The organism is Synechococcus sp. H55.11, from assembly GCF_047462475.1.
Taxonomy (GTDB): Bacteria; Cyanobacteriota; Cyanobacteriia; order Thermostichales; family Thermostichaceae; genus Thermostichus.
Genome location: NZ_JANSJI010000305.1, coordinates 1 through 12899 on the forward strand (window position 1 = coordinate 1; position 12899 = coordinate 12899).

The following is a 12899-nucleotide window of genomic DNA, read 5'->3' on the forward strand; positions in this document are numbered from 1 at the left end:
GCTTGAGGGCCAGAGCATCAATGGTCTCCTTGCCGGCGCGGGTGCGGTAAAAGCGCTGGAAAGCAAAAAAGACCGCAACCAAAAAGCCCACCAGGCCTAAGCTGTACTGGGGGGTGCGCAGGAACTTGCTGATGTTGATAAAAAACTGGGTAAAGGCGGGCAGCTCCCCCCCCAAGTCGTTGTAGATGCTCTCAAAAGTGGGCAAGATGAACAGCACCATGCCCAAAAAGATTAAGACGGCCAAAATGGTCACCACCACCGGGTAGGTCATGGCCGATTTAATCTGCTTCTGCAGGCGATCCATGTCCTCCAGCAGCTTGGCCAGCCGGTTGAGCACCTCGTCGAGCACACCGCCCACCTCCCCCGCCTGCACCATGCTGCAGTAGAGGCCGTCAAAGGCATCCGGATAAGGGCGGATGGAATCGGACAGGTTCTTCCCCGCCTCCACTTCCGCTCGAATCGCCCGCAGGTATTTCTTGAGCTTGGGGTTGCCGGTCTGCTCCTCCATAATGGTTAGGGAGCGCACCATCGACACGCCGGCGTTGATCAGGGCAGCAAATTGCCGCGAGAACACCGCCTTGTCGCGAATGTCGATGGATCCCATCATCGAGAAATCAAAAGAGGTATCCAGGGAGAAGAAGGGCTTTTCTTCCTGGATGTCTTCCTGTTTGGCAAAAACGCCCTCCCGGCGCAGCCGTGCGCGGGCCTCGGTCAAGTTGTTGGCCACCACTGTCAGGCGCACCGGCTGACCGGCCTTTAGCCCCCGAACCTTGTAGCGCGGCATGGCTTACCCCTGCTTGGATCGTTAGTTCGACACGCCGGAATGGGATCCCTTGGCTCAGTCTCGCAACCTTAGACAAACCGACGCTCTCTTCAGCTAGAGCTTAGCTACAAATGGGGCCGGCGGCCAGAGGTTGGCGAGGAACTCTCAGCCAGGGATCCCTGGAGCCAGCGTTTAGCGACGGGCGGCAGCCGCTGCGGGCCGCTGGTGTTGAGCTGCCGCGGCTGGCGATGGCCCGGAGACGTTGCCCAAAAGTCGCTGCAACTCCTCAGGGCGAGAGGTCTTGGACATGGCCGTATCGAAGTCGATCTTGCCCTGCAGGTAGAGGTTGGCCAGATCCTGCTCCAGGGTCTTCATGCCCTGCTTACCCCCTGTCTGGATGGCCGAGTAGATCTGGGCGGTCTTGCCCTCCCGAATCAAGTTGGCGATGGCCGGCGTCACCACCATGATCTCCTGCACCAGCACCCGCCCCGGTTCTCCTGGCTTGGGGTTGAGGCGGCGGGCCAGAGTCTGGGAGAAGACGGCTTTGAGGGAGTTGGAGAGCTGCACGCGGATTTGTTGCTGTTGCTCCGGCGGGAACACGTCCACCAGGCGATCCACCGTCTGGGCAGCAGAGCTGGTGTGCACCGTGGCAAAGCAGAGGTGGCCCGTCTCGGCGGCGGTAATGGCCAACTGGATGGTTTCCAGATCCCGCATCTCCCCGATCAGGATCACATCCGGATCCTCCCGCATGGCCGCCCGCAGGGCGTTGGCAAAGCTCTTGGTGTCTTCCCCCAACTGCCGCTGGTGAACAATACTGCGAATGGGGGTGTAGATGTATTCAATAGGATCCTCGATGGTGAGGATATGCTCGGCCCGCTCGCGGTTGATCATGTCGATCATGGAGGCCAGCGTAGTGGATTTGCCGGATCCGGTGGGGCCGGTCACCAGCACCAGACCCCGTGGCAGGCGGGCGGCTTCTTTGCATACATCCGGCAGGCCCAGCTTGTCGATGTTGGGGATCTCAGAGGCCAGCGCCCGCATCGCGCAGGCATAGGTGCCGCGGTCACGATAGACGTTGACGCGGAAGCGACCGATCCCACGCACGCCGTAGGAGCAGTCCAACTCCCAGTTCTGCTCCAGGTGTTTGCGCTGGGTGTTGTTCAACATGCTGAAGATGAGCCGCTGCACCTCTTCAGGCGTGAGGGGCTCGTGCTCTGTTGGCTGGAGTTCGCCATTGATGCGGAAGTAGGGGGGCAAACCCACCGAAATATGAATGTCGGAACCGCCCTTCTGGACGATTGCCTCCATCAAGTCTTCGATCATCAGTTGGGGCATAGGGTTGGGTTCTCCAAAGTCAGTAGAAGTCAGTAAAGCTATCTATCCAAAGAGCCGTCGGCCAAAGCGATGTTGAAGAAACAACGGTACAGGATCCCTGTCTAGGACTGTTATAGTCGGCACCTCAGCCTCGTCAAGTGACAAGCCCGGTTTTCTAAAACTTCGGCGTCAGGCAATAGGGGCAGTCCATCCAGTCTACATGCAGGGCGGCACCGCAGTTGCGGCAGGTGCTGAGAGCCTTGGCGCGGGCTTTCAGCTCGCTTTCCAATCCTTTATCGGTGAGGGTTACCCGATCCACCTCCTCCAGCGTGGTGAGGCCCTGCTTCACCAACATCAGACTGTAGGCCAACAGGGTTTTCATGCCACTTTCCACCGCTGCTTCTTTGATCACCTCCGTGGGAGCTTCTTTGTTGATCAAATCCGCCAGGCGGTCGTTCATGCGCATGAACTCATAGACCCCCACCCGGCCTTTGTAGCCCACGCCCCCGCATTTCTCGCAGATGGGCTTGCCGGTGGCCTTGCGCTGTTCCACCTCTTTGGGGGAGAGCTTGTTGGCTTTGTAGAAGGTGAGCTGCTCCCCATCACCGCTGAGGCTGAGACCATAGCGGGCCAGCTCCTCAGCGGTGGGATGGTACGGGATCCGACACTCGGTACATACCCGACGCATCAAGCGCTGGGCCAGCACCCCCAACAGCGAGCTGGAGATCATAAAAGGCTCGATCCCCATCTCCGTCAAGCGGGCGATAGCACCGGGAGCATCGTTGGTGTGCAGGGTGGTCAACACCAGGTGGCCGGTAAGGGAGGCTTCGATGGCGGTTTTGGCCGTCTCGTGGTCGCGGGTTTCCCCCACCAGGATGACATCCGGGTCTTGCCGCAAGAAGGCGCGCAGGATCATGGCAAAGTCCATGCCTTTCTCGCGGATCACCTGTACCTGGGTGATCCCCGGCAGGGAGTACTCGATGGGATCCTCGGCGGTGCTGATGTTGATGCCGGGATCGTTCACTTCCGCCAGAGCTGAGTAAAGGGTGGTGGTTTTCCCGGATCCGGTAGGCCCGGTTACCAAGATCAAACCAAAGGGTCGCCTGACAATCTCCTTAAAGCTGGCCAAAGTCTCCGGGTCGGTGATCAGCTTATCCAAACCCAGTTGGGTGGCGGAGTTGTCCAGGATGCGCAGCACGATCTTTTCCCCGTAGCGGGAAGGTAGGGTGCTGACGCGGAAGTCCACCTTGCGCCCCTTAAAGACGCGCCGAATGCGACCGTCCTGAGGCAAGCGCCGCTCGGCAATGTTCAAGTTGGAGATGATCTTGAAGCGGGCAGTGAGGGCGGGGACGATCTTTTTGGGAAAGTTCTCAAAAGCCTGCCGCAACACCCCATCTTTGCGGAAGCGGACGCGCAGGTATTCTTCCTGCGGCTCGATGTGGATGTCCGACGCCCCGTCCTGCAGCGCCTTAATCAGGATTTGGTTGGCCAGTTTGATGATCGGGGCATCGTCTGCCGACTTGAGCTGCTGCTCCAGGGATCCCTCGCCGACCTCATCCCCAGCCACATCCTCGATGCTGTCCAGGTCGATCTCGGCGGTGTTGACCACCACCTCTTCTTCCTCTTGGGCGGCAGCCGCGTCGTTGATGCCCTTGATGGCCAACAGCTCCGCCTGCGCGTCCATGTAGCGGTTGATCAGGGCCTCGAAATCCCGCTGGGTGAAGACCCGCCGCTGCAGCTTCAGCCCCTGGATGCGGAAGCGCCGCTGAATGTCGTCCAGCGCCTGTAGATTATCCGGCTTGACCATCGCCACCAGCACCTGGTTGTCTTGGCGGCGGACGGGCAAGAACTTGTAGCGGTTGCAAATATCAAGGGGCAAGAGCGAGTCGATGAGCCCGATCATCTCCGAGATCTCCACCGGCTCCAGATCGATGTCGAGGGAGGGGATCCCGTAGATGATTTTTAGCTCAAAGAGCTGCTGCCGCTTGTAGGCCCGCTCCAGGTCGGGGGTGATCTCTCTGCCGGCAATCTCTTTGACCACCAGAGCTAGGGCCTTGCTGCCCCCTTCGCGATTGGCTTTGAGGGCATTTTGAATGTCCTGGATTTGCTTGTCGTCGGCAAAGCCCAGCTCTTTTAGCTTGCGGCCAAAGGGGGTGATGCTGGCGTTGGCGATGGCCAGGGCCTTGCTGACGCCACCACGACGAGCAGTAAAAGGAGTAGGAAGGTCGTTCATGCTGCTGGGCCACCCACCCTGTTGTTACATCAATGTCTCTATTTCACTGCACTAGGCTACAAGGGTCAACGGCGAAGACACGCAGGTCTGTGCGCCCACTCTGGGCTTAGTATGCCCCAGCTGGGCTTAAACTGGCATTCAAAACCACCTCGCCCCCTAAATTGCAGGCCCGAAGGTTGGGAGCGACGCCGGATAATTTGGAACCAGGACTCCTGTCCTGACTGCTGGGGCAGACCAGGATCGCTTCACAGAACTCGGTAGCTTTGCCAGGCTTGCCAAAAAATGTAGAGAGAAAGAATAGCCAGAAAGCCCCGAAACAGCAGGCTGACCGTTTCATCGGGCAACTTGGGCAGGGTGCGGGTGCTGATCTGCACACCGATTAACCCGCCTGTCCCCAGGATCAAGCCTGGGATCCAACGCACATTCCGGTGGATGGTGCCGTCCCCAAACCCCAGCCCATTCCAGATCCAATCGCTGAGACCCGCATGGCTGGCGGTGGCAGCAACGGCTGTGATCACGATCGCCCCCAAACTGGTTTGAATCGCCACCTTGATCGTCTCTTGCAGCAGCAGGATCTGCATGGGCACCATGATCACCCCACCGCCAATGCCGAACAGTCCGGCCAACAAGCCGGCAGCGCCACCGGTCAGGAGGCGGGCCAACCAGGGAGACATCCGCACTTGAGCAGCAGGCGAGAACTCTGTCTCCAAGGCTTGGGTGGCCACCGTTTTGCGCAGCTCCACCAGGTAAGTGTTGGCCAGCAGCAACACCCCGAAGGCGGCCAACAGCAGATGGCTGGGCATGCGGCTGGCGATGCTCGCTCCCACCTGCGCCGTGAGCAACGCCGGGATCCCCAGCCAGATGACCCGCTTCAGATCCAGCAAGCCCATGCGCCAGTTTTGGACGCTGCCCGCCATCGAGGTCATCACAATGGAAAGATTGCTGGTGGCCACAGCCTGAACCGGTGGGATCCCCAAGCTCACCTGCAAGGGCACCAGGATCGTGCCGCCGCCAATGCCCAAAAAACCGGCCAGGATCCCGGCCACCAGGCCGCCAACTGCCAAGGCCAGATTGTTTTCCATGGTTTCTGGTTCCCGACCTTGCTGATAACAAAATGCTTGTCATCGTAGCATTCTCTGTCCCCGGCAGGACTGGCAGACAACACAAACGGCCAGGGATCCCTTGGGGTGGAGCCAAAAGGGAGCACATCCTACAATGTTGGCAGTCGTACTGGCCTGGGCCTGTTGCCAATGTAGATTGCGTGAGCAGGCTGGCCTCTTCGCAGGCAAGGAAGCCTCCATGGTTGCCATCCACTCGGCAAGCGATCTGGATGCTCAGAAAAATCCGGATTCCACGGTATCCCAGCCCGCTTGGTGGCCCCTCTCTGGGCGGCCACAGGCAACTGCAGCTCCTCTACAACCCCTGGGGTTGGTCGCTCTGGAAGGCTTGGCCACCTGGGGAGAGCGCCTGTTGGGCCTGGATCGGGTGAGGGGCTATTTAGTAGAAATCCAGGAGCACAACACCCTGCTGCTCAACCCCCATCACGTCCATTCTTTCCAAGGTGCTTATGGTTTGTGGATAGAGTCAGAGGGGGAGCAAGCTTGGATCTGGCTGGCCGCGCCAGCGGGACAGAGTCGTGGCCGGGAGCAGGAGGGGCAAATCTTGCGCATTCCCATGGCCGCACTGCAGCAACCAGGATCCCTGGAAGCCTTTCAAGTGTGCGGGTGCCCCTGCCCCATCGAAGGGATCGCCCTTTGGATCGATCCCCACACAGGCAGCCGCCACCTCTATGCCACCTGCTACAAACGGGAAAAGCTCCTGCACCTGGATCCCGGTCGTGGGCTCATTGTGCAGGAGATGCCCGCCCCTGGGATTGGCCGAGAACAGATTGCGGTACAGGGAGACTACCTTTGGGTGAGCGATCGGGTGGAAGAGACGATCTACGTGCTGGAGCGCCAGACCGGGCGGGAATTGGCCCGCATCCTCACCCCTTCTCCTGGGCCGACCGGCTTGGCCCATTGGCGGGGACAACTCTGGGTGGCCTACGCCCACGAAGAAGCCTATATCCACGACAACCCCAACGCTCCGGATCCCTTGTCGGTGGCCTTGCGCAACAAAACCTGGGTGGCCCCCCTGCGCCTGCGGCCCTTGGATCCCCCCCCAGACCCCCCTTGGGTCAGCAGCAGCAAGTCCACGGATCCCGCCATTGCTTGTTCGGTGGTTTTTCAGCCCCAGCGCCTGGGGGAGCGCGCCACCTACACCCTTTCCCACGGCTACCGGGTGGAGCTGACCTATATGGAAGAAATTGCCCAAGAAGAGCCGCGCGCCCTGCCCGATTTGGTCTGGCGGATTGCCTTGCCCTGCAACAGCCCTCGCCAACGGGTGCGCAGCCTCCACTGGGTAGGCCTGCCGTTTGAGCTGGAGGAGCAAGCCGGCCAACAGGTGGCGGTGTTTTCGCTGGGATCCCTGGGGGCCGATGAGGTGCGCCTCTTTGGCTGGCGGGCGGTGCTGGATCTCTACAGCATCAAGTACTGCATCGATCCGCTGGATGTAGAAGAGGCCGCCGTGCCCCCGGATCTGCGGGATCGCTACTTGGTGGACGATGATTACCTGGCTATGGACACTGCGATTGTCCGGGAGGCGGCGCGGCGGGCCGTCGGCAGCGAGACCAACCTGCTGCGCAAAATGCTTAACATTCGCGCCTATGTCTACGACAAGCTTTCCTACCGGGTCACCTCCCGCATCGACCCGCCGGATGAGGTTTTGCGGCGTGGCTCCGGTTCCTGCGGCGAATATGTGGGGGTGCTGCTGGCCTTGGCCCGCCTCAATGGGATCCCCTGCCGCACGGTGGGGCGCTACAAGTGTCCTCCCCACCCCGAACTGAAAGGGATCCCGCTGTTTCCCCAATACAACCACGTGTGGATCGAGTTTTACCTGCCCGGTTGGGGTTGGGTGCCGATGGAGTCAAACCCCGACGATCGGGGGGAGCGCCCCTATCCGCAGCGCTACTTTATGGGCCTGCCCTGGACCCATGCCGAGATCGCCAAAGGGATCCCGTTTGAGACGATCAACACCGATCAAGCCTCGATTGGAGAGCTAGCCATTAACCATGTGCAATTTCGCATCTTAGAAGAAATTTGAAACGGAGAACGCGCATGGACCGAGCTGCCACGTTTCACATCTTCAGGTTTGGCCCTCATGCCTGAGGATGGCAAGCGCTCTGAGGGGATCGACTGCGAGGCCGCCTAAGTGCTCTGCGGCAGCCACCCCCGCCCCCTCTCCCAAAGGGAGAGGGAAGTTGGAGCAGCGCGTTCTCGACAGCGTTGCCCAGCAATAACGACGTAACGAACTGTTTTATTGCTACTTGAAATGACTTTGTTGGTGGGATGGACTAAGATAAAAGGCTGCGGCGGGGCTTGGCTTCGCTCCAGGCACATCCGTCCAGAGCAATCCGCTCTACCTCCGAGGCCAGCTTTAAAGCCTTCAGAGCCTGCTCCCCACCCACAGAGGGCTGATTGCCCCCGCGCACACAGTTAATGAAGTGCTCCAGCTCGGCATGGAGCTTGTCGATATTGTCGGTGTGGACTTTCTCAATCAAGCAATCCCGCTGGTAGGGCATCTGTCCGTAGTCGCTGCTGCTGCTGGCGGATCCCTGGCGATAGATGGAGATCTCGTTGTGCAAAAAATCCGCTTCTACCAAGGCATTTTTGCAGTGGACAGCAATTCTGCGCACCTTGCGGTGGGTGACCTTGCTGGCGGTGAGGGTAGCAATGACGCCGTTGGCAAAAGTGAGGGTGGCGGTGACGTAGTCGAGGTAGCCCAACTTAGAGGCGCGGTTGCCGCTGGCGGTAATTTGGGTCACAGGAGACGGGATCAGCTCCAACAACAGGTCGATGTCGTGGATCATCAGGTCAAACACCACCGACACGTCGCTGGCGCGGTCGGAATAGGGGCTGAGGCGGTGGGCCTCAAAAGCCAGCGGCTCCTCGCTTTGCAAGACTTGGCCCAGCTTCTGGAAAACGGGACTGAAGCGCTCGATGTGCCCCACCTGCAAAATACAGTTGCAATCGGCAGCTCGGTTCACCAGCGATTCTGCTTCGCTGATGCTGGCGGCGATGGGCTTTTCGATCAGCACATGGACGCCGGCCTCTAGGCAGGCCATGCCCACCTCGTGGTGGAGAACCGTTGGTACGGCGATGGCCACGGCAGCTACGTGGGGCAGCAGATCGCGGTAGTCCTCATAGAAATGAACGCGGTGGCGGCTGGCCACATCCAATCCCCGTTCCACATTGATATCGGCTACCCCCACGACCCGCACATCCTTCATCAAGCTGAACACGCGAGTGTGGTGCTGGCCCATGTTGCCGACCCCGATTACCCCAACCGGGACAGCTTGCCCTGTATAGGCCGGTGGACGGCGGGGAGAGTTGGCAGGACTCGGGCAGGATCGGTCCATGACGTTTCCACATACCTCCACCACAAGGGTTTCGCGAACCATACCCTATTTTTTGGTAACAGCGGGCAGCATTTCACGAAACGAACTTCACAAAGCTTACCATGCCTTTCTCAAATCCAGTTCAGGCCGGGGACGGGTGGCAGGCGTAGGGGTGCTCGCTCACAGGCCTGGGGGCTAAAGCAAAAGAGCGGGGTCGGCGTGGGGCGAAACCACATGCGGGCGTAAAATCCGCCGGGACTGAGGGGAAGGCCAAACCAAAGCGGGGAAAAAAAGAGAAAAGATGCCAAAACCAAGGCTACTGCCGTGATACTCGTCCCGCGCCAGAAGCGGCGATAACTCTGCCAGCCCAGCAGCACCAGCCAGGCCAGGGCCAGAGTGCTAAAGGCCAGAGCGCTCATGTAGTGGTAAATAAAAACACAGCGGCTAACTCGAAACCAGGGCAGGTAATTGGCCGCGTAGCCGATCAAAATGAAGGCTTCCAGGCCGTGGAAGCGACGGATCCCCCGCCAGACGAGCACCAAGATGGATCCCGTCCCCAGCCACCACAGCCAGGGATTGCCCAGGCCATGAACCGCTCGCCACAGGTCGCCCTGACTGCTGAAGTAGTAGGCCACGGGACGGCCCAGGATCGGCCAGGACCAGGCCCCCGCCGAAGCCAAGGGCGTGGTCAGCCAAGGACGCAAGGCGGGGAACCAAGCCACCAGGGATCGCAAGCTGGTGGAGCAGTAGGGGTGAACAGGGGTGTTTTCATCCACCACGAGATCGGCATGCAGGTGCCCGCCGTAAACGGATTGGTTGATGAGCACCAGGGATCGGAAATAATTCTGGATGCCCGTCCAGCTCCAATCCAGGGTTAGCCCCTGCTGCGGGTTGAGCTGCAGATGGGGGATCCACTGGATGGCATAAAAGGCCAGCGGGGCGAGGACGAAGCAGAACGCATAGTGCCACCAGCGCAGATGGCGGATTTGGATCAAAATGCCCAATCGTGGGATCCACTGCGGGCGCAGCCAGATCACCCCCCAGACGAGGATCCCCAGCAGGGCAAACATGAAGGCAAACCAGAGGCCATTCCACTTCACCGCAGCTGCCGCTCCCAACAGGATCCCAGAGCCGGCAAAGTGGACGGCCCGTTGCCAACCTTGGCGCTCCAGACCGCTCAGCAGCAGAATGGTGGCCGCCAGCCCAAAGGCCACCAGATACACGTTGATCAGGCCAAAGCGGGATTCCACCAGAAACACTCCATCCGTGAGCAGCAGGCTCCCGCTCAACAGGGCAAAGCCCACGTGGTAAGTGAGGCGGTAGGCCAAGCCCGTCAGCAACAAGGGGATCAGGGATCCACAAAAAGCGGTGGCGAAGCGGAACCCCCACTCATTGCGGCCAAACACCTGAATGCTGAGGGCAATGAAGTATTTTCCGAGGGGGGGATGCACATCATAGAAAGGCTCGCCGTCGAGATAATTTTGAGCAAACTTGGGGAAATACACCTCGTCGAACACCGGAGCCGGAAACTCGTCCAGCCGCCACAGGCGCAACCCCAGGCCCACCAGAAAGATCCCCAGCGCCCCCCATAGCAGCCACCGTCGCGATCCCTCTGACCCGACGCCGGACAAAGCAGGAGCAACAGTCTCTACCTCAGCAGAAGAAGTGCCAGCGGCCCGCCTACCACCCGGCAGCAGCTCGTCTCTTTCCGACCTTGCCAGCTCTGGATCGCTGGGAGAAGGAGTTGGTTTGGAAGTCATGGGCAGCAGCAAACAAGACGACGATGGGGATCCCCAGTGTTACTTTAGCCGACCGTGAAAATCTGAGCGATTTGAGAGCAAACCGCTGCTAGACTGTGGAGTTGAATACAAATACCAAAGTTGGCCAACTTCTGGCCGCTTTGTCTACGCCGGCTCTCCTGAGAGTGGGCGCTTGACATCCGGTCATCTCAGTGGGGAGAAGACATCGTGGCAACGGGTGGATATGCGTTGGTGGACAGCCTGCACCGGCACGGGGTGCAGCACATCTTTGGCTATCCGGGGGGAGCCATCCTCCCCGTCTACGACGAGCTCTACAAAGCCGAATCTCAGGGGCTGCTCAAACATTTTCTAGTTCGCCACGAACAGGCCGCGGCCCATGCTGCCGATGGCTACGCCCGCGCCACCGGCAAGGTGGGGGTGTGCTTCGCCACCTCGGGGCCAGGGGCGACCAACCTGGTGACGGGCATCGCCAACGCCATGATGGACTCTGTGCCCATGGTGGTGATCACCGGCCAGGTGCCCCGCCATTTGATCGGTACCGACGGCTTTCAGGAGACCGACATCTTTGGCATCACCCTGCCCATCGTCAAGCACTCCTACGTGGTGCGGGATCCGCGCCAAATGTCTCGGATTGTGGCCGAGGCTTTTCACATTGCCGGCACCGGGCGGCCAGGGCCAGTGCTGATCGACATTCCCAAAGATGTGGGCCTGGAAGAGTTCGACTACCAGCCGGTCACTGAGGTTAATATCCCCGGCTACCGGCCCACGGTGCGGGGCAACCCGCGCCAGATCCACGCGGCGGCCAAGCTGATTTTGCAGGCCAAGCGTCCCCTGCTCTACGTGGGCGGCGGGGCCATCATCTCCGGTGCCCATGCGGAGATTGCCGAGCTGGCCCACACCTATCAGATCCCGGTGACCACCACCCTCATGGGCAAGGGGGCCTTCGATGAGAACGATCCCCTCTCGGTGGGGATGCTGGGCATGCACGGCACTGCCTACGCCAACTTTGCCGTTACCGAGTGCGACCTGCTGATTGCAGTGGGGGCCCGCTTCGACGACCGCGTAACCGGCAAGCTGGACGAATTTGCCAAGCACGCCAAGGTGATCCACATCGACATTGACCCGGCAGAGGTGGGCAAAAACCGCGCTCCGGACGTGCCGATTGTGGGAGATGTGCGCACCGTCCTGGTGGAGCTGTTGGCGCAACTGAGCAAAATGCCCCACACCCCTGGCCAGACGCAGGCTTGGCTGGAGCGGATCGAGCGCTGGAAGCAGGACTACCCCCTGCAGGTGCCCCGCTATGAGGGTGTGATCGCCCCGCAGCAGGTGATCGATGCGTTTCGTCGCCACGCTCCCCATGCCTACTACACCACCGATGTCGGCCAGCACCAGATGTGGGCGGCGCAGTTTTTGCGCAACGGGCCGCGCCAGTGGATCTCCAGTTCTGGCCTGGGCACCATGGGCTACGGCTTCCCAGCGGCCATGGGGGTCAAAGTGGCCCTGCCCCACGCCGAGGTGATCTGCATCAGCGGCGATGCCAGCTTTCAGATGAACATGCAGGAGCTGGGCACGGTGGCCCAGTACGGCATTGCCACCAAGGTGGCCATCATCAACAATGGCTGGCAGGGCATGGTGCGCCAGTGGCAGCAGGCCTTCCACGGCGAGCGCTACTCCCACTCGGATATGGCTCCGGGCATGCCGGATTTTGTCAAGCTGGCCGAAGCCTTTGGCGTCAAGGGCATGCGCGTCGATCACCCCGATCAAGTGGACGATGCCATCCAGGAGATGCTGCGCCACGAGGGGCCGGTGCTGGCCGATTTTGTGGTCAAGCGGGATGAGAACTGCTACCCGATGGTGCCTGCCGGCAAAGCCAACTACCAGATGATTGGGCTGCCGGAAAAGCGGCAACTGGAACAGGCCGCCGAGCTCATCTACTGCCCCAATTGCGGCGCCAAAAACCCCAGCCTGCACAAGTTCTGCGCCGAGTGCGGCACCAAGCTCTAGAGCCGGCGGGCCTGGCCATTGGGTCGAGGAGGGTGGGATCCCTCTGAGAAGGGCCGCCGTTGTTTAACCGCCGCCTTTCGTGGTCATTATCAAAATTAAATCAAATATCAGGCTGATCCCTGACCTCTGGAAGAGGGCCTAGAGGTGGTGGCACAGAGTGCTTACCAGGCCCACTGCGCTTGAGCCTATCAAGCAAGAGATTACGTATAGCGGGGACTGGATTTGAACCAGTGACCTTCGGGTTATGAGCCCGACGAGCTACCAGGCTGCTCTACCCCGCGCCGTTCTTCTAGCTTAGCCCCTTCAGCAGTCAGCCGGCAAGCCTACACCTCGGGAGACTGGGTACCGGACTGCGTGGGAACTCCCCGGCCAAGCTGTGGGAGTGTCAAC

Annotated in this window: 8 protein-coding genes and 1 tRNA gene; 2 read left to right on the forward strand and 7 right to left on the reverse strand. The window is 60.3% G+C overall.

Annotated features, from left to right (window positions below; translation table 11 throughout):
* From NW853_RS12135 to NW853_RS12150, 4 genes are all read right to left on the reverse strand, one after another.
* On the reverse strand, positions 1-784 hold a 784-nt coding region (locus NW853_RS12135; protein WP_414349132.1), incomplete at its 3' end, for a type II secretion system F family protein.
* Between the two features lie 171 nt (positions 785-955).
* Positions 956-2098, reverse strand: coding sequence for a type IV pilus twitching motility protein PilT (locus NW853_RS12140; protein ID WP_414334116.1), 1143 nt, complete (start codon positions 2096-2098; stop codon positions 956-958).
* 154 nt (positions 2099-2252) lie between these two features.
* The gene (locus NW853_RS12145; protein ID WP_414349133.1) at positions 2253-4310 is read right to left on the reverse strand and encodes a GspE/PulE family protein; all 2058 of its coding nucleotides are present in this window, start codon (positions 4308-4310) and stop codon (positions 2253-2255) included.
* Between the two features lie 245 nt (positions 4311-4555).
* Positions 4556-5392 (reverse strand): sulfite exporter TauE/SafE family protein, encoded by an 837-nt coding sequence (locus NW853_RS12150; protein WP_414334112.1) that lies wholly within the window; start codon positions 5390-5392, stop codon positions 4556-4558.
* Positions 5393-5609: 217 nt separating this feature from the next.
* Between NW853_RS12150 and NW853_RS12155 the strand changes: the two genes are divergently transcribed.
* Positions 5610-7451, forward strand: a complete 1842-nt coding sequence (locus tag NW853_RS12155; RefSeq protein ID WP_414334110.1) for a transglutaminase domain-containing protein — start codon at positions 5610-5612, stop codon at positions 7449-7451.
* Positions 7452-7701: 250 nt separating this feature from the next.
* Here the strand turns inward: NW853_RS12155 and NW853_RS12160 are convergent, their stop codons facing one another.
* Both NW853_RS12160 and NW853_RS12165 read right to left on the reverse strand, forming a co-directional pair.
* A complete protein-coding gene (locus NW853_RS12160) occupies positions 7702-8766 on the reverse strand; it encodes a Gfo/Idh/MocA family oxidoreductase (protein WP_414334108.1) in 1065 nt (354 codons plus the stop codon).
* A 110-nt stretch (positions 8767-8876) separates the two neighbouring features.
* The gene (locus NW853_RS12165; RefSeq protein ID WP_414349134.1) at positions 8877-10505 is read right to left on the reverse strand and encodes a phospholipid carrier-dependent glycosyltransferase; all 1629 of its coding nucleotides are present in this window, start codon (positions 10503-10505) and stop codon (positions 8877-8879) included.
* A gap of 177 nt (positions 10506-10682) precedes the next feature.
* Between NW853_RS12165 and ilvB the strand changes: the two genes are divergently transcribed.
* The gene (gene ilvB / locus NW853_RS12170) at positions 10683-12509 is read left to right on the forward strand and encodes a biosynthetic-type acetolactate synthase large subunit (RefSeq protein ID WP_414334131.1); all 1827 of its coding nucleotides are present in this window, start codon (positions 10683-10685) and stop codon (positions 12507-12509) included.
* A gap of 207 nt (positions 12510-12716) precedes the next feature.
* Here the strand turns inward: ilvB and NW853_RS12175 are convergent.
* Positions 12717-12790 (reverse strand) — tRNA-Met (locus NW853_RS12175).
* Positions 12791-12899: the final 109 nt, after the last annotated feature.

Bases quoted from the DNA above. Each gene is read 5' to 3' on its own strand.
- NW853_RS12140 (WP_414334116.1), bottom strand. From the start codon at position 2,098: ATGCCCCAACTGATGATCGAAGACTTGATGGAGGCAATCGTCCAGAAG.
- NW853_RS12145 (WP_414349133.1), bottom strand. From the start codon at position 4,310: ATGAACGACCTTCCTACTCCTTTTACTGCTCGTCGTGGTGGCGTCAGC.
- NW853_RS12150 (WP_414334112.1), bottom strand. From the start codon at position 5,392: ATGGAAAACAATCTGGCCTTGGCAGTTGGCGGCCTGGTGGCCGGGATC.
- NW853_RS12155 (WP_414334110.1), top strand. From the start codon at position 5,610: ATGGTTGCCATCCACTCGGCAAGCGATCTGGATGCTCAGAAAAATCCG.
- NW853_RS12160 (WP_414334108.1), bottom strand. From the start codon at position 8,766: ATGGACCGATCCTGCCCGAGTCCTGCCAACTCTCCCCGCCGTCCACCG.
- NW853_RS12165 (WP_414349134.1), bottom strand. From the start codon at position 10,505: ATGACTTCCAAACCAACTCCTTCTCCCAGCGATCCAGAGCTGGCAAGG.